The organism is Methylobacterium sp. Leaf108 (assembly GCF_001423265.1).
GTDB lineage: Bacteria > Pseudomonadota > Alphaproteobacteria > Rhizobiales > Beijerinckiaceae > Methylobacterium.
This window is the reverse complement of sequence record NZ_LMND01000033.1, coordinates 58,021-73,736: the sequence shown is the minus strand read 5'-3', so window position 1 is coordinate 73,736 and position 15,716 is coordinate 58,021. Positions and strand designations below refer to the sequence as shown.

At 71.8% G+C, this 15,716-nt stretch carries 15 protein-coding genes; 10 read left to right on the top strand and 5 right to left on the bottom strand.

From position 1 onward, the window contains the following. The first annotated feature begins 162 nt into the window (after positions 1–162). Positions 163–483, top strand: coding sequence for a 2Fe-2S iron-sulfur cluster-binding protein (locus ASF39_RS17525; protein WP_055888384.1), 321 nt, complete (start codon positions 163–165; stop codon positions 481–483). Positions 484–490: 7 nt separating this feature from the next. On the opposite strand, the gene ASF39_RS17520 is transcribed toward ASF39_RS17525, so the two are convergent. Then, entirely contained in the window at positions 491–1,666 is a 1,176-nt protein-coding gene (locus tag ASF39_RS17520; protein ID WP_056286288.1) for a VWA domain-containing protein, read from the bottom strand. A gap of 326 nt (positions 1,667–1,992) precedes the next feature. Between ASF39_RS17520 and ASF39_RS17515 the strand changes: the two genes are divergently transcribed. Then, entirely contained in the window at positions 1,993–2,457 is a 465-nt protein-coding gene (locus ASF39_RS17515; protein WP_056286279.1) for a hypothetical protein, read from the top strand. Positions 2,458–2,573: 116 nt separating this feature from the next. Here the strand turns inward: ASF39_RS17515 and ASF39_RS17510 are convergent, their stop codons facing one another. Then, positions 2,574–4,394: a cation:proton antiporter gene (locus tag ASF39_RS17510; RefSeq protein ID WP_056286276.1), complete on the bottom strand. Its 1,821-nt coding sequence runs from the start codon at positions 4,392–4,394 to the stop codon at positions 2,574–2,576. A 276-nt stretch (positions 4,395–4,670) separates the two neighbouring features. Here ASF39_RS17510 and ASF39_RS17505 point away from each other — a divergent pair, with 276 nt between their 5' ends. The 6 genes from ASF39_RS17505 (at position 4,671) to bchO (ending at position 12,316) form a co-directional block, all read left to right on the top strand. Continuing rightward, positions 4,671–5,897, top strand: coding sequence for a hypothetical protein (locus tag ASF39_RS17505; protein WP_056286273.1), 1,227 nt, complete (start codon positions 4,671–4,673; stop codon positions 5,895–5,897). Then, the gene (locus tag ASF39_RS17500; RefSeq protein ID WP_055888396.1) at positions 5,894–6,544 is read left to right on the top strand and encodes a hypothetical protein; all 651 of its coding nucleotides are present in this window, start codon (positions 5,894–5,896) and stop codon (positions 6,542–6,544) included. The genes ASF39_RS17505 and ASF39_RS17500 overlap by 4 nt, the downstream gene beginning before the upstream one ends. A 515-nt stretch (positions 6,545–7,059) precedes the next feature. Continuing rightward, positions 7,060–8,277: a 5-aminolevulinate synthase gene (hemA, locus tag ASF39_RS17495; protein WP_056286269.1), complete on the top strand. Its 1,218-nt coding sequence runs from the start codon at positions 7,060–7,062 to the stop codon at positions 8,275–8,277. Positions 8,278–8,598: 321 nt separating this feature from the next. After that, a complete protein-coding gene (gene bchI / locus ASF39_RS22475) occupies positions 8,599–9,615 on the top strand; it encodes a magnesium chelatase ATPase subunit I (protein WP_244472459.1) in 1,017 nt (338 codons plus the stop codon). Positions 9,616–9,620: 5 nt separating this feature from the next. Further along, complete coding sequence (locus ASF39_RS17485) at positions 9,621–11,405, top strand: magnesium chelatase subunit D (protein WP_056286476.1); 1,785 nt, start codon at positions 9,621–9,623, stop codon at positions 11,403–11,405. Then, positions 11,402–12,316: an alpha/beta fold hydrolase BchO gene (bchO, locus tag ASF39_RS17480; protein ID WP_056286264.1), complete on the top strand. Its 915-nt coding sequence runs from the start codon at positions 11,402–11,404 to the stop codon at positions 12,314–12,316. Before ASF39_RS17485 ends, bchO begins: the two co-directional genes overlap by 4 nt. A 9-nt stretch (positions 12,317–12,325) precedes the next feature. Here the strand turns inward: bchO and ASF39_RS17475 are convergent, their stop codons facing one another. From ASF39_RS17475 to folE, 3 genes are read right to left on the bottom strand one after another with little or no spacing between them, the layout of a single operon-like run. Beyond that, positions 12,326–13,339 carry a patatin-like phospholipase family protein gene (locus ASF39_RS17475; RefSeq protein ID WP_056286473.1) on the bottom strand — a complete coding sequence of 338 codons (1,014 nt, stop codon included), beginning with the start codon at positions 13,337–13,339 and terminating at the stop codon, positions 12,326–12,328. A gap of 11 nt (positions 13,340–13,350) precedes the next feature. Continuing rightward, positions 13,351–13,758, bottom strand: coding sequence for a phosphoribosyl-AMP cyclohydrolase (gene hisI, locus ASF39_RS17470; protein WP_056286262.1), 408 nt, complete (start codon positions 13,756–13,758; stop codon positions 13,351–13,353). 19 nt (positions 13,759–13,777) lie between these two features. Beyond that, positions 13,778–14,575: a GTP cyclohydrolase I FolE gene (folE, locus tag ASF39_RS17465; protein WP_056286259.1), complete on the bottom strand. Its 798-nt coding sequence runs from the start codon at positions 14,573–14,575 to the stop codon at positions 13,778–13,780. A gap of 248 nt (positions 14,576–14,823) precedes the next feature. Here folE and ASF39_RS17460 point away from each other — a divergent pair, with 248 nt between their 5' ends. After that, positions 14,824–15,270: an iron-sulfur cluster assembly scaffold protein gene (locus ASF39_RS17460; RefSeq protein ID WP_056286256.1), complete on the top strand. Its 447-nt coding sequence runs from the start codon at positions 14,824–14,826 to the stop codon at positions 15,268–15,270. Positions 15,271–15,336: 66 nt separating this feature from the next. Continuing rightward, a complete protein-coding gene (gene yidD, locus ASF39_RS17455; protein WP_056286250.1) occupies positions 15,337–15,663 on the top strand; it encodes a membrane protein insertion efficiency factor YidD in 327 nt (108 codons plus the stop codon). The last annotated feature ends 53 nt before the right edge of the window (positions 15,664–15,716 follow it).

The window sequence follows — 15,716 nt, the reverse complement described above, 5'->3', positions numbered from 1 at the left end:
GGCGCCGGCGCATTCCGGCGGAACCGCCCTGGCGCTCTCGCGTCGGCGCAGGGAATAATGGCCGGACCCGCCGCGACGCTTGCTTTCAGGGGCCCGCCCCTTCAAGGCAGGCGCGCGCCACAAGACCGGCCACACATGCGGTGGACGAACCCGGAGCCAGCGATGCCCAAGATCACCTACGTCGACCATGCCGGCACGGCCAGGACAGTGGAGGCGGAGGTCGGTTCGACCGTGATGGAGGCGGCGATCCGCAACAACGTCCCGGGGATCGACGCGGAATGCGGCGGCGCCTGCGCCTGCGCCACCTGCCACGTCTACGTCGGCGCCGATTGGGCCGCCGTCGTCGGGCCGGCCGAGCCGATGGAGCAGGACATGCTCGATTTCGCCTCCGACGTGCGCTCGACCTCGCGCCTCTCCTGTCAGATCCGCGTCAAGCCCGACCTCGACGGGCTTACCGTGACGACGCCGGCTCGCCAGGGGTGATCCGGCCTCACCGCATCAAAACCCTGGTGGCGCCCTCGATCCCCTCAGGGGTGAGGGGGAACATCCGGTCGTCCACGAGCCGCCGGACCATGGCGGTGGACTGGGTGTAGGCCCAGTGCTCGGGCGGCGTCGGGTTGAGCCAGGCGGCCTTCGGGAAGTGGTCGAGGAGCCGTTGCAGCCAGACCTGGCCCGCCTCTTCGTTCCAATGCTCCACCGAGCCGCCCGGCATCGCGATCTCGTAGGGGCTCATGGCGGCGTCGCCGACGAAGACGAGGCGGTAGTCGGACGGATAGGTGCGGACGAGGTCGAGGACAGGCATGCCCTCGTCGTGGCGGCGGCGGTTGTCGGTCCAGACCCGCTCGTAAGGGCAATTGTGGAAATAGAAGTGCTGGAGGTGCTTGAACTCGGCCCGCGCCGCCGAGAACAGTTCCTCGGCCAGTTCCACGTGCCGGTCCATCGAGCCGCCGACGTCGAGGAACAGCAGCACCTTCACGCCGTTGCGGCGCTCGGGCCGCAGTTTCAGGTCGAGGTAGCCCTTGGCGGCGCTCGCCCGGACGGTGCCGTCGAGGTCGAGTTCCTCCGCCGCCCCGGTGCGGGCGAAGCTCCGTAGGCGGCGCAACGCCACGCGCAGGTTGCGGGTGCCGAGTTCGACGCCGTCGTCGAGGTCCTTGAAGTCGCGCCGGTCCCACACCTTCACCGCCCGGAAATGGCGGTTGCCGTCCTGGCCGATCCGGACGCCCTCCGGATTGTAGCCGTAGGCGCCGAAGGGCGAGGTGCCGCCGGTGCCGATCCACTTCGAACCGCCCTGGTGGCGCTCCTTCTGCTCGGCGAGGCGTTCTTTCAGCGTCTCGAACAGCTTGTCCCAGCCGAGCGCCTTGAGCTCTGCCTTCTCCTCGTCGGTCATGTAGCGTTCGGTGAGCTTGCGCAGCCATTCCTCGGGGATGGCGGACGCCTCCACCGCCGCGTCGAGGGACTGGACGCCCTTGAAGACGGTGCCGAAGACCCGGTCGAACCGGTCGAGATGCCGCTCGTCCTTCACGAGGGCGGTGCGGGCCAGGAGATAGAACGTCTCGACGCTGCGGTCGGCGAGATTGCGGTCGAGGGCGCCCAGAAGCGTCAGGTACTCGCGCAGGGTGACGGGCACCCGGGCGGCGCGCAGGGCTGTGAAGAACGGCAGCAGCATCGCCCGACAACGCGGCAAGGCGGGCGTCGCGTCAAGCCGGCACGGAACGGCGCCGCGGCGAGCCCCTCGGCACCCCGGCCCATGCCGGTCGTCGGTCGGGATTCCGAAGCTGAATAAGCAATTTATCGGCGTTCACGCGGGCTCGATGGGCAGGACGGTGTTGCAATGCCCGGCACGAAGCTGGGTATAACCCGGAAAACCTGTTGATATCCCGCGCCGTAGCGTTCTCCCCCCCTCCATCTGCGTCACGAGAATCGAACAGCTCGTCTGCACAGTCTCGTGCAAGTCAGGGCCGTGCTCGTACGGTCCTGGATAAGGGTGACGCCATGTCGGTCGTCTTGCGATCTTTGAGCGACTTCAAGCGGTTTCTTGGCAAACCGGGCGCCACGATTCAGATCGTGAAGAACACGTTCGTCGAGCGCCAGCCGCAGGCGTTCCAGGACGCCTATCGCGCCAAGGGCATGTACGACCCGCGCACCATCCAGGCGCTGGCCAAGAACGCCGCCGTCTTCGCGATCAAGGGCCATCCGACGATGATCTGGCTCTACTGGGACAAGGGCACCCGCAAGTGGCGCTACTCCGGCGACACGGTCACCGTGCCCCTCGATACCGCGCTCGGCCCCCCCGACGAGATCGTCTACCGCTGCAGCTTCGCCACCGGCAGCGAACCGCGCGCGCGCGTCGGCGTCCGTCGCGGACCGAGATCGGTGAAGGAGCGCGCCGAGGCGGCGCCGGTGCCCACGCCGACCGCGCCGGCGCTGCCGAACCTCGGCCAGGGCCGATTGTTCTGATACGGTTTCCGCTTGGATCAAGCGGGAACCGTATCACCGAGCCCGCGCGGCGCCTGAGCGAAGCCCATGTCCCGCATCACGAAGTGATCAACCGGGAATGGGATGAGGCCCTCCCGTCACGGCGCCTTGGCGACCGGGGCCTCCTCGGGCGGCGTTCCCTTTCCGACGGTGCGGCGGGCGCGAAAGGCGGGGCGCACCTCGGTCTCCTTGCGCTTGAGCATGGCGCGGTACTCGTCGCGGCGCTCGTGGATCGAGGCGATCACGAGGCCCATCGGCACGCCGACATCCACGAGCACCGCCTCGGAGAGCTGGAGCGAGGCCTCGATGGTCTCGGGCACGGCGTCGTCGACCCCGAGTTCGTAGAGGGCGGCGGCATGGCGGGCGTCGCGCGCCCGCGCCACGATGGTGATGTCGCGCCGCTCGGCCCGGGCGGCCTCCACCACCGCCTCCACCGCCTGCGGGTTGTCGAGGGTGACGACCAGCGCCCGCGCCGAGGCGATGTCGCAGCGGCGCAGCAGCTCGGGATTGGCGGAATCGCCGAAGTAGACCGGGTTGCCCAGGCGCCGCTGTTCCGAGACCCGGGCGGCGTCGGCGTCGAGGGCGAGGTACGGGATCTTGTGGCGGGCCAGCATCTCGCCGACGAGGCGGCCGACCCGGCCGTAGCCGGCGATGATGACCCGGTTCTGCAGCTTGGCCGGAAGCGGTTCGGCCCGGGCCCGGCCGAGGCGGGCCGACGACAGCCGCCGCCCGAGCCGGCGCGCCACCACCGCGAGGCCGGGGATCGCGATCATCGTCACGGTGGTGACGATCAGCGCCGCCTGGCCGACCGGCTCGGGCACCAGGCCGCCGGCGATGGCGCCGCCGATCAGCACGAAGGCGAATTCGCCGCCCGGGCCGAGCAGAAGCGCCGCCTCCAGCGCCACCGCCCGCGTCACCCGGAAGAACGGCGCCGCCGCCACGATCACGGCCGCCTTGATCGCCAGGAGGCACAGGGCGAGCCCGATGATCGTCTTGGGTGCCGACACCAGCAGGGCGGGGTCGAGCCCCATGCCCACCGACACGAAGAACACCCCGAGGAGGAGGCCCTTGAACGGGTCGATCGTCGCCTCGATCGCCCGGCGGTACTCGGTCTCGGCGAGCAGCAGCCCGGCGATGAAGGCGCCCAGCGTCATCGACAGGCCGCTCGCCGCCGCCGTGAGCGCGGTGGCGACGATGACCAGCAGGCAGGCCGCCATGAACAGCTCCGGCGAGCGCGTGCGCGCCACGAGCTGGAACAGCGGACGCAGGGCGAGGCGGCCGGCCACGACGATGACGAGGAGGGCGATCGCGGCCTGGCCCAGGGCGATGGCCAGGGCCGAGCCGACGTTGCCGCCCTCCTTCATGCCCAGCACCGCCACCGCGAACAGCATCGGCGCCACCGCGAGGTCCTGGAACAGCAGCACGGCGAAGCTGGCGCGGCCGGCCGGCGTGTTGAGGCGCTTCTGTTCGGCGAGAACCGGCAGCACCACCGCGGTGGAGGACAGGGCCAGCGCCAGGCCGACGATGAGGGCGGCGCCGAACGGCACCTCGACCGCGCGCAGGCAGGCCGCGATCACCAGCGACGAGGCGATGACCTGCACCGAGCCGAGCCCGAACACCAGGCGGCGCAGGGTGCGCAGGCGCTCCCAGGACAGTTCCACCCCGATCATGAACATCAGGAAGATGACGCCGAACTCGGCCAGATGCGCGATCTGGTCCCGGTTGCCGATGGTGACGTAGCCGATCCAGGGCAGGCCGTCGGCCAGCCGCCCGAGGCCGAACGGCCCCAGCAGCGCCCCCGCCCCGATGAAACCGAGGACCGGGCTGATGCGCAGCCGGTGGAACAGGGGCACCACCACGCCGGCGGTGACGAGGAAGATGATGGCTTCCTTGTAGGAGCCGGCGTGGACGTCGGTCATCGCAGTCCGGCTCCGTTCTCGGCCGCCGCGAGCGTGGCGTCCTCGGGCCGCGAGCGGCCGGAGCGATGCCGGCCACGGCCGCGCCGCCCGAGCGCGGCTTTGCGCGAGGCGGATGCGGGACGCAAGCCTTCCGCGACGGCCATCCCGGCCCGTCGGGAACCGCAGGCCGACGATTGGACCGCGGGCTGGCCCAAAAACGGCACAATAGCCGCATAACGCGGCTGCTTAACCGGATGTTAAACCCGCCTCCGTCGCGTATCGAAACCAGAGTGCCCCATGCCGAGAACCCCCCCGAGCAGGGACGTCCAGCGCGAGCGCCGTGCCTGGATCCGCGAGTCGGACCAGTGGCGTCACGAGCGCCACGTGGAAAAGGGCTACCGCATCAAGTGGGGCTACGTCGGCATCGCCTACCTCGTGGAGGCGATGGTCATCGGGGCGTCCCTGTGGGGCGCCTGGCTGTTCGCGGGCTACTACAGCGACGGTGATCCGCGCGCCTTCTACTTCATGCTGCTGGCGCCGCTGGTCTATGCGGCGGTGGAGCTGTGCCGCGTGCCGCTGGGCATCCTGGCGCGGACGCAGCGCTCGTTCGTCGTGCGGGTGCTGGCCATCATCGGCATCGTCTTCGCGGCGGGCGTGACGACGAAGTCGGTGTCCCAGCTCGGCGAGATGATGTTCCACCCCCGCCTCATGGATGCGGCCAAGGCCAAGACCGCCCTCAAGGACGCCCAGGCCGACCGCAGCACCATCGACGGCCGCATCGGCGCCGCCGACGCCCGGGTCGCGCAATACACCACCGAGCTCGACCAGATCGAGAAGCGGGCCACCGAGAACGCCACCCAGCTCGCGGGCCTTCCCGCCCAGCGGTGCGAGCGGATCTCCGGCACCAACAGCCGCGGCCAGCGCTACTCCAACCTGAAGTGCGTCACCGATCCGCGCACCGCCACGCTGAACGCCAGCGTCGCCAAGGCCGGCGCCGACCGCGGCCTCGTCGTGAAGTCCCTCGAGGACGCCCGCAAGGCGCGGGCCGAGCTCGACCGGGGTGCGGCCGACCGCAAGGTGGCGGACGCCGAGCAGGCCTATCGCAACGCGGTCAACCGCTCGCAGCTGCACTCCTTCACCGCCATGGTCTACGGCGTCGACCCCATCGACGTCACCGACGCGCAGGTCCACGCCTTCCTGCGCATCTTCGTGTTCGTGCCTGCGCTCTGCGCCGCCTTCGCCTCGACGATCCTCGCCCTGTGCTCGGTCTCGGTGCGCAAGACCTTCATGGACGAGGACGACCTCGGTGCCACCGTCGACCCGGCGGCCACGCCCTACATGCTCGATTCGATCACCGACGCGATCCGCGAGGAGATGGGGCTGCAGCAGCCCAAGCCCGCGGCGGCCCGTGATGCCGCCGCCGCCCGCGAGGCGGCGGCCGGCGGCGCGGTGATCCCGATCGACCGCAGGCCGGCGGCGAGCGCGCCGACGGCGGTCCCGGCCAGCGCGGGAGCGGGCGCATGAGCCTGCACGCGCAAGGGACGCCCGAGAACGTCGTCCTCGCCCAGAGCGTCAACGGCCGCCTCAGGGCGGAGGCGCGGATGACCGCCGCGCGCGCCTTCCTGTTCCGCTCCCTCGGGGCGGGCGCCTTCTGTCTGCTGGCGGGGGCGGGCCTGGGCGCCAGCTTCTACGGCTACGCGACGATGAACCAGTTCGATTCGGCCGCCGAGAAGATCGCCGCCGCGATGCAGACGGCGCTGTCCGACGTCACCATCAAGACCAAGGGCGAGGTCACGCTCACCGACAACACTCTGAAGCTCGAGGGCGGGCTCCCCAGGGCCGCGGCGACGCCGACGCCGACCAAGGCGCAGCTCGGCGCCGACGCCGCCCCGGCCTCGAAGGCCACGGTGAACACCAGCTTCACGGTGTTCAAGCAGGTGCCCTACATGGACGGGCAGATCGTCACCGGCTGGAACTTCAAGGCCAACGAGGACGCGCCCTTCCAGCAGTACTGCTACTTCTCGCGCCGGACCAACGAGCAGAAGGGCCAGGTCGAGATCAAGATCGACCTCGCCATGGACGGCAAGACCCTGCCGCAGCCGGCCAAGTCCGACGTGAACCTCGGCATCCTCGCCTCCAACTGCGTCTGGCACGACGGCAAGGCGCTTTAGGGCTCAAGGGGCGGCATCGTCGAGACGGCCCGTTCCGGCGAAGCCGATTCGATTCGGTCCAAAGCTGACGCGGGGATCTCGACGGCGGCGGTCGCTCGGCGCACCGAGGTCGCGACACACAACCGAGACGACGATCCCCACGGTCACGGCCAGCCTCGGTCATACCGGGGCGCCGCAGGTGAACCCGGAACCCGGAGTCGCCGACAGCTCTTCGGTCGGCGGCGGCACTCATGGATTCCCGGTTGTGCTGCACAGCCCCGGGATGACGGGGAGGCGGGCATCGACCGCATCCGACGACCTGATCTTACGTTCGGAATCTTGCGTTCGGAGCCCACGGTGCGCAGGCGCGGCGTGCCCCCGCCATACCCCATCGTTCCCCCCCTCCCGCGAAGAGTCGGCGAGGGCCGAAAAAAAGTGCTGGCAAATTTCGTGTCTAGAATTATTGTCACTTCGAGTGTCAAGCTAGGTTGTCACGAGCCGCACAGAACGTCGGATGACAGGGAAAGGGGACGCCCATGGATTACGAGGCATTCTTCGGTGACGCATTGGCCGGTCTCCATCGCGAGGGCCGCTACCGCGTCTTCACCGATCTCGAACGCCACAACGGCCGTTTCCCCCATGCCACCCACCACACGCCCGGCGGCCAGCGCCCGGTGACGGTGTGGTGCTCGAACGACTATCTCGGCATGGGCCAGAACCCGGTCGTGCTCGACGCCATGCACGATGCCCTCGACCGCTGCGGCGCGGGTGCTGGCGGCACTCGCAACATCTCGGGCACCAACCACTACCATGTGCTCCTGGAGCAGGAACTGGCCGACCTTCACCAGAAGGAATCGGCCCTCCTCTTCACCTCCGGCTACGTCTCGAACTGGGCGGCGCTGGGCACGCTCGCCGGCAAGCTGCCGGGCTGCGTCGTGCTCTCCGACGAGGGCAACCACGCCTCCATGATCGAGGGCATCAAGGCGAGCCGCGCCGAGCGCCACATTTTCCGCCACAACGATCCCGAAGACCTCGACCGCAAGCTGCGGCTGATCGATCCCTCGCGCCCCAAGCTCGTGGCCTTCGAGTCGGTCTATTCCATGGATGGCGACATCGCCCCCATCGCCGAGATCTGCGACGTGGCGGAAGCCCACGGCGCGCTCACCTACCTCGACGAGGTCCATGCGGTCGGCCTCTACGGGAATCGCGGCGGCGGCATCTCCGAGCGCGAGGGCCTCGCCCACCGCCTCGACGTCATCGAGGGCACCCTCGGCAAGGCCTTCGCGGTGCATGGCGGCTACATCACCGGTTCCGAGAAACTGTGCGACTTCGTGCGCAGCTTCGCCTCGGGCTTCATCTTCACCACCTCGCTGCCGCCGGCCGTCGCGGCGGGTGCGGCCGCCAGCATCCGGCACCTCAAGGGCAGCAACGTCGAGCGCATCCGGCATCAGGAGCGGGTCGCACAGGTCCGCGCCCGCCTCGACGCGGCCGACATCCCCTACCTCCCCAACGACAGCCACATCGTGCCGGTGATGGTCGGCGATCCCGTCCTGTGCAAGGCGATCTCGGACACGCTGCTCGACGAGTTCGGCATCTACGTGCAGCCGATCAACTACCCCACCGTGCCGCGCGGCACCGAGCGCCTGCGGATCACGCCCTCGCCGCTGCATTCGGACGCCGACATCGACCACCTCGTCGGCGCGCTCACCTCGATCTGGGGCCGCATGGGCGTGGAGCGGGCGGCGGCGGAGTGAGACGCTCGCCGCGGCGGCACGTCGGGGAATTCGGCGCCACCGACTGAACGGTCGCGGGATCCGCTTTCGTGTTCCCTCGCCGTCAGGGGAGGGAACCGCGCCGTCCGGGACCGGTCGGGTGCGCCATCGGCGGCCTGTGTGCATCCGCTCGCCTGCGCGCGTTTGGGCGCTTGCGGAGCATGGGGGAGTGAGGGCACCCTCCCGCGAGAGGAGCCACCCTCATCCGACCCGCTCCGCGGGCCACCTTCCCCAGCCGCGGGGAAGGGGAGTTCGCGCTTCGTGCGATTCCCTGTACCGACCATGACGAAAGCGTGCCCCCGCGTGACCACCTTTCCCTTCTCCGCCATCGTCGCCCAGGACGAGATGAAGCGGGCGCTGCTGATCGCCGCCGTGGACCCCTCCGTCGGCGGCGTCCTCGTGTTCGGGGACCGCGGCACCGGCAAGTCCACGGCGATCCGGGGGCTGGCCGCGCTGCTGCCCAAGATGAGGGCGGTGGTCGGTTGCCCCTACGGCTGCGATCCCGCCCAGAGCCCCGACCCATGCCCGCATTGCGCCGCGCGCCAGGGCGAGCGCCGGTCCCACCTCGTGCCGGTGCCGGTGGTGGACCTGCCGCTGGGCGCCACCGAGGACCGGGTGGTCGGCGCCCTCGATCTCGAACGCGCCCTGGCGCACGGCGAGAAGGCGTTCGAGCCGGGTCTGCTGGCGCGGGCCAACCGCGGCTTCCTCTACATCGACGAGGTCAACCTCCTCGACGACCACCTCGTCGACCTCCTCCTCGACGTCGCCGCCTCCGGCATCAACACCGTCGAGCGCGAGGGCCTGAGCGTGCGCCACCCGGCGCGGTTCGTGCTGGTCGGGAGCGGCAACCCGGAGGAGGGGGAACTGCGGCCCCAGCTCCTCGACCGGTTCGGCCTCGCCGTCGAGGTCACCACCCCCACCGACCTGCCCACCCGCATCGACGTGGTGCGCCGCCGCGACGCCTTCGAGCGCGATCCGGCCGGGTTCTGCGCGGCCTACGAGGCCGCCGACCGCGCCATCCAAGCCGACCTCACCGCCGCCCGCGCGCGCCTGCCGAGCCTCGAGGTGCCCGATGCGACCCTGGAGGATGCCGCCCGGCTCTGCCTCGCGCTCGGCACCGACGGCCTGCGCGGCGAGCTCACCCTGATGCGCACGGCCCGGGCTTTGGCCGCCTTCGAGGGGGCCCGGACGGTGGACCGCGACCATCTCGTCCGCATCGCCCCGGCCGCCCTGCGCCACCGCCTGCGCCGCAACCCGCTGGACGAATCCGGCTCGACCGCGCGCGTGGCGCGGGCGGTGGCCGAGGTCTTTTCGCTTTGAACACGGTGCCGGCGGACCCTCCACCCTCTGCGGGGGAGGGCGGGTTCCATGCGGCGGCCCTGTGGCGCGACGCCCTGCGCATCGCCCGTCTCGTGGCGAACGATCCCCACGGCTGCGGCGGTGTCCTGGTGCGCGCCGGCGCGGGACCGGTGCGCGACGCCTGGCTCGCCGCCCTCCACGCGGCCATGCCGAAGGCCGCGCCATGGCGAAAGATGCCGGGCACCATCGCCGACGATCGCCTGATCGGCGGCCTCGACCTCGCCGCGACCCTGGCCGCCGGGCGGCCGGTGGCGCAACGGGGCCTGCTCGCGGACGCCGACGGCGGCATCGTCGTCGTGCCCATGGCCGAGCGCCTCAGCCCCGGCACGGCGGCGCGCCTGGCCGCCGCCCTCGACACCGGACTCGTCCGGGTGGAGCGCGACGGGCTCGCCGAGAGCCGGCCGGCCCGGTTCGGACTGGTCCTCCTCGACGAGGGCATCGGCGAGGAGGAGCGAGCCCCCCCGGTGCTCGCCGAACGGCTCGCCTTCTGGATCGACCTCACCGATCTGTCGGTCAGGGACGTCGAGGCTGACGCGGATCAGCTCCCCCGTCCCCCGATGGGCGCGGCGGTGCTGGGGGAGGACGCAGTGACGGCCCTGTGCCAGGCGTCGGCCGCGCTCGGCGTCCTGTCCCTGCGCGGCCCGCTGCTGGCCGCCCGCGTCGCCCGGATCGCCGCCGGCCTCGATGGACGCTCCACCGTGGACGAGGCCGACACGATCGAAGCGGCGCGGCTGGTGCTCGGCCCGCGCGCGACCCGGCTGCCGCCCACGGCGCCGGAGGAGGCCGAAGAATCCGACGCCCAGGAACCCGACGAGGAGGGCGCGGACGGCCCGCCGCAGGAGCCGCAGCCCGCGCCGGAGACCGACGCCGAGCGGACCGCATCCGAGCTCGAGGACCGCGTGGTCGAAGCGGCGCGGGCCGCGATCCCCCCGGGCCTGCTGGCGCAGCTCGCGGAGGGCGGGCTCAGGCCCAAGGTGCCGCGGGCCGGCCGGATCGGCGCGGCGGCGGCCTCCTCCCGCAGCGGCCGCCCGGCCGGCAGCCGGCCCGGCGACGCGCGCAGCGGCCGCCTCGACCTCATCGAGACCCTGCGCGCGGCCGCCCCCTGGCAGCGGATGCGCGGGCGCGAAGGGCGGCGCCTCGTGGTGCGCCCGCAGGACGTGCGCATCGCCCGCTTCAAGCAGCGCACCGAGACCACCACGATCTTCGCCGTGGACGCCTCCGGCTCGGCCGCCCTGGAGCGGCTGGCCGAGGCCAAGGGCGCCGTCGAGCTGCTCCTGGCCGAGGCCTACATCCGCCGCGACAAGGTCGCCCTGGTGGCGTTCCGCGGGCGCAGCGCCGAACTGGTCTTGCCGCCGACGCGCTCGCTGGTGCGGGCCAAGCGCGGCCTCTCGGCCCTGCCCGGCGGCGGCGGCACGCCGCTCGCCAGCGGCCTCGACATCGCCATGCAGGTGGCGCTGGGCGTGCGCCGCGGCGGGGGCACCCCGGTGGTGGTGATCCTCACCGACGGGCGCGCCAACATCGACCGCGTCGGCGAGGCCGGCCGGGCGCAGGCCGGCGCCGACGCGCTGAAGGCGGCCGCGGCGCTGCGGGCCACCGGCATCCGCGCGATCTTCATCGACACCGCCCCCCGACCCCAGGACGTGGCCCGGCGCCTGGCCGCGGCCATGGACGCCCGCTACCTCGCGCTGCCCTATGCCGACGCGAGCCAGGTGAGCGGCGCCGTCAAGGCGCTGTCGCAGGAGACGCGATGACGAGCCGCAGCGACCGTCCCCAGTGGGAGCGCGACGGGGGCGACTGGCCCAACCGCGCCGCGAGCCGCTTCGTCGAGGCCGCCGGCCTCGTGTGGCACATCCAGGAGATGGGCCGACCCGACGCGCCGGCCCTGCTCCTCGTCCACGGCACCGGCGCGGCCACCCATTCCTGGCGCGCGCTGGCGCCCCTCCTGGCCGCCGACTTCCGGGTGCTCGCCCTCGACCTGCCGGGCCACGGATTCACCGACCCGCTGCCGCCGGGCCGGCTGTCCCTGCCCGGCATGTCAGCGGCGCTCGCCGGGCTCCTGCGCCACCTCGATGTCGCGCCCCGGATCGCGGTGGGGCATTCGGCCGGCGCCGCGATCCTGGCGCGGATGAGCCTCGAGGGCGGCGCCAGGCCGGACCTCCTCGTCGCCCTCAACGGTGCGCTGATGCCCTTCCCCGGCCTCGCCTCGGTGCTGTTCCCGAGTCTCGCCAAGGTGCTGTTCCTCAACCCCGTCACCCCGAAGATCTTCGCCTGGAGCGCCGACACCGCGGCGGTGGAGCGCCTGATGCGCGGCACCGGCTCGAAGCTCGACGCCCACGGCCTCGCCCTCTACCGCCGCCTGCTGCGCTTTCCCGGTCATGTCGCCGGGGCGCTCGGGATGATGGCGAACTGGGATCTGGCCGCCCTCGACCGCGACCTGCCGCGCCTTTCCGTCCCGACCCTGCTGGTGGTGGGCGGCGACGACAGGGCGGTCTCGCCCGAGACCGCTTTCGCCGTGCAGCGGCGCATTCCCGGCGCCAGGGTCGAACTCCTGCGCAACCTCGGCCACCTCGCCCACGAGGAGGCGCCGGAGACCGTGGCGGCGGTCATCCTGCGGGCGGCCCGGGAGACGGCGCAAGTGGCGGGATCGATCGGTGTAGGCTGAGATCGAGGATCACACCCGCGACGCCGCGCAGACCATCATCGCGCGGATCTGGGGGAGGGCGGCCCTGGCCGCCTCGCGGCCGAGGGCGATGGCCTCCTCGGCCCGATGGAACTCGAACAGCCCCATCCCGCCGATGCGCGGCTGGACCGCGATGTCGGGCGGGTCGCTGGCCAGGCGCGCCCGCGAGATGCGGTCCTGGGTGATGTTGAAGGCGTCCAGCATCACCCGGGCCATGCCCGGGGCGCCGGGCTCCCGGGCCGGGCGTCGGCGCCGGCCGGCGATGCGGCGGCCCGCCCCGCGCATTCCGCGCAGGATCGCCCAGCCGCGATGGAGGGCGACGGTATCGCCGGCCTCGGACACGAGCGTCGCGGGCGGATCGACGGCGACGGGCTCGGGGCAGGCCTCGCCGTTGAGGTTCACGCAGATGACGAGATCGGCCCCCAGCGCGCGGGCGACCGTCACCGGCACCGGATTCACCAGGGTGCCGTCCATGAGGAGGCGCGCCTCGAGGCGCACGGGCGGAAAGATGCCGGGCAGGGCGTAGGAGGCGCGCATCGCCTCCACCAGGGAGCCGCGTCTCAGCCAGACCTCCTCGCCGGTGCCGAGTTCGGTGGCGACGCTGGCGAAGCGAACCGGCAGCTGCTCGATGCGGCGCTCGCCGAGATCGCGCTGGAGCCGCCGTCTCAGGCGGTCCCCGGCGATCAGCCCGGAGCCGAAGCGCACGTCGATGAGCCCCATCACGCCGCGCCGCGTCAGCGACAGGGCGAAATCCTTCAGGACGGGGAGCTTGCCGGCGGCGTAGCACCCGCCCACCACCGCACCGATGGAGCAGCCGGCCACGACCTCCGGGTGGATGCCGGCCTCCTCCAGCGCCTCGATCACGCCGATGTGCGACCAGCCCCTGGCCGAGCCGCCGCCGAGCGCGAGCCCGATCCGGGGCCCGCGCGGCGCCCGCTCCGCCACCGGCTCGACGGCACCGTCCGGAAAACGGTCGCGGCCCCGGGCGAACGCGCTCTGGGACACGCCATCCCAGCTCACCGCGCGGTCTCGAGGCTCGCGAGCCCGGTCCTGGGATCGACCGAAACCGTCCGGTAGAAGCAGTCGCGCCGCCCGGTGTGGCAGCAACCGCCGTCGCCCCCGACATTCACCGTGATCAGGAGGGTGTCCTGGTCGCAATCGACCCGCATCGACACCACCGTCTGGACCTGGCCGCTGGTGGCGCCCTTGTGCCAGAGTTCGCCGCGCGAGCGCGACCAGTACCAGGCCTGCCCGGTCTTCAGGGTGAGGGCGAGGGACTCGGCGTTCATATGCGCCATCATCAGCACGCGGCCGTCGCCGGCATCCACGGCGATGCAGGCGATCAGGCCCTGCGCGTCGAAGCGCGGCGTGAAGGCCGCGCCTTCCTCGATCTCGGTGCGCGAACCGGGGGCGGAAACGGTCATCGCTTCGGCCGGTGCCGCCTCAGGACTTGTTGCGCACGAGGGTCAGGAAGCGGACCTGCTCGTTGGCATCGCCCTTGAACAGGCCGCGGAACTGGGTGGTGATGGTGGAGACGCCCGCCTTCTGGACGCCACGCATGGCCATGCACAGGTGCTCGGCCTCCACCATGATGGCGATGCCGCGGGGCTTGAGGATGCTCTCGATCACGTCGGCGATCTGGGCGGTCATGGTCTCCTGCGTCTGCAGGCGCTTGGCGAAGGTGTCGACCACGCGGGCGAGCTTGGAGAGGCCGACCACGCCCTTGCTCGGGTAGTAGGCGACGTGGGCCAGCCCCATGAACGGCACCATGTGGTGCTCGCAATGGGAGTAGAACGGGATGTCGCGCACGAGCACGATGTCGGAATAGCCCTCGACCTCCTCGAACACCCGCTCGAGCAGTACTTCCGCGTCCTGGCGGTAACCGGAGAAGATCTGCTCGTAGGCCTTCGCCACGCGCGCCGGCGTGTCGAGCAGGCCCTCGCGGGTCGGGTCGTCGCCGGCCCAGCGCAACAGCACCCGCACCGCCGCCTCCGCCTCCTCGCGGCTCGGCCGGACCATGGCGATCTCGGGGGGGACTCGCTCGGCCGAAGCCGGCAGCGGGGCCACCTCGACGGGGGCGGGCGCGTTGTCGTTGCGCCGGTCGTGGCCGTTGGCGGCGGGAGCGGGGGCGCCCTGCGTCTCGCTCAGGCGATACGAGAGAGACTTGAGCGCGGCATCCATGGCATCTCCCGCCCGCGCGATGCGGGACGTCATCGGTGTGGCGTCGGGCTTTGCGTACATCGGCGGGTCATCTCGGTCGAACCATCCCGACCGGTCTCGCGGTCGGCCGACGCCCGAACGGTGCGGTGGTTCATGGCGTTGAGCGCGACACTGGATCGGCGAACCGCATCCTCGCGAAACGGCACGCCCTCCACTATATCGACGTTCTCGGCGGATCGCGCAATGCGGTCGGTGCAGATACGGCCTCGCCCGGCACCGGGCCGGCACGACGACGGGGCGCTCCGCCGCCAGGACACGGGTTCGAGGCCATGCTCGACGACATCTACAACCGCCGCATCCTCGAACTCGCCGCCGACATTCCCCGGCTCGGGCGGCTCGATGCGCCCGACGCCAGCGCCACCGCCCATTCGAAGCTGTGCGGCTCGACGGTGACCGTCGACCTCGCCGTCGATGCCGACGGCGTCGTCACCGATTTCGCCCACGACGTGAAGGCCTGCGCGCTGGGCCAGGCCTCGGCCTCGATCATGGCCCGCCACGTGGTCGGCGAACGGGCCGAGGCCCTGCGCGAGGTCCGCACCGCCATGCGGCGGATGCTCAAGGAGAACGGCCCGGCGCCCGAGGGCGCCTGGGCGGATCTGGCCGTCCTCGAGCCGGTGCGCGACTTCAAGGCCCGCCACGCCTCGACCTTGCTGACCTTCGACGCCGTGGTCGATGCGCTCGACCGGGTGGAGGCCCGCCGCCAGGCCGCCGAATAGAGCACGATGCGGAATGAAGGGGAATCCGGTTTTCCGATATCGTCGCACCACGCCAGGGAGATAGCGATGCGCCGCGCCGCGCATTGGGCGATCCGGGGCTACCAGCTCACCCTGTCGAGCCTCGTCGGCCGCCAGTGCCGCCATTGGCCGACGTGCTCCACCTACACCGACGAAGCGATCCAGCGACACGGGCTCTGGGCCGGCGGCTGGATCGGGTTTTCACGGATCTGCCGGTGCGGGCCGTTCGGGACGCACGGCATCGACCTGGTGCCGGAGACCCTGCCGGGCCGTGCCGCATGGTACCGGCCGTGGGCCTATGGCCGCTGGCGCGGGGTGCTGGCGCCGCCGCCATCGGCCGGAGACGGGGTGGCGAGGGACGGCGACGGCCGTTAGCGTGCTTGTCCCCTACGGCGAAGTACAGTCGGATGGTTCACTTCGCTGATCTG

Bases quoted from the DNA above. Each gene is read 5' to 3' on its own strand.
- ASF39_RS17525 (WP_055888384.1), top strand. From the start codon at position 163: ATGCCCAAGATCACCTACGTCGACCATGCCGGCACGGCCAGGACAGTG.
- ASF39_RS17520 (WP_056286288.1), bottom strand. From the start codon at position 1,666: ATGCTGCTGCCGTTCTTCACAGCCCTGCGCGCCGCCCGGGTGCCCGTC.
- ASF39_RS17515 (WP_056286279.1), top strand. From the start codon at position 1,993: ATGTCGGTCGTCTTGCGATCTTTGAGCGACTTCAAGCGGTTTCTTGGC.
- ASF39_RS17510 (WP_056286276.1), bottom strand. From the start codon at position 4,394: ATGACCGACGTCCACGCCGGCTCCTACAAGGAAGCCATCATCTTCCTC.
- ASF39_RS17505 (WP_056286273.1), top strand. From the start codon at position 4,671: ATGCCGAGAACCCCCCCGAGCAGGGACGTCCAGCGCGAGCGCCGTGCC.
- ASF39_RS17500 (WP_055888396.1), top strand. From the start codon at position 5,894: ATGAGCCTGCACGCGCAAGGGACGCCCGAGAACGTCGTCCTCGCCCAG.
- hemA (WP_056286269.1), top strand. From the start codon at position 7,060: ATGGATTACGAGGCATTCTTCGGTGACGCATTGGCCGGTCTCCATCGC.
- bchO (WP_056286264.1), top strand. From the start codon at position 11,402: ATGACGAGCCGCAGCGACCGTCCCCAGTGGGAGCGCGACGGGGGCGAC.
- hisI (WP_056286262.1), bottom strand. From the start codon at position 13,758: ATGACCGTTTCCGCCCCCGGTTCGCGCACCGAGATCGAGGAAGGCGCG.
- folE (WP_056286259.1), bottom strand. From the start codon at position 14,575: ATGTACGCAAAGCCCGACGCCACACCGATGACGTCCCGCATCGCGCGG.
- ASF39_RS17460 (WP_056286256.1), top strand. From the start codon at position 14,824: ATGCTCGACGACATCTACAACCGCCGCATCCTCGAACTCGCCGCCGAC.
- yidD (WP_056286250.1), top strand. From the start codon at position 15,337: ATGCGCCGCGCCGCGCATTGGGCGATCCGGGGCTACCAGCTCACCCTG.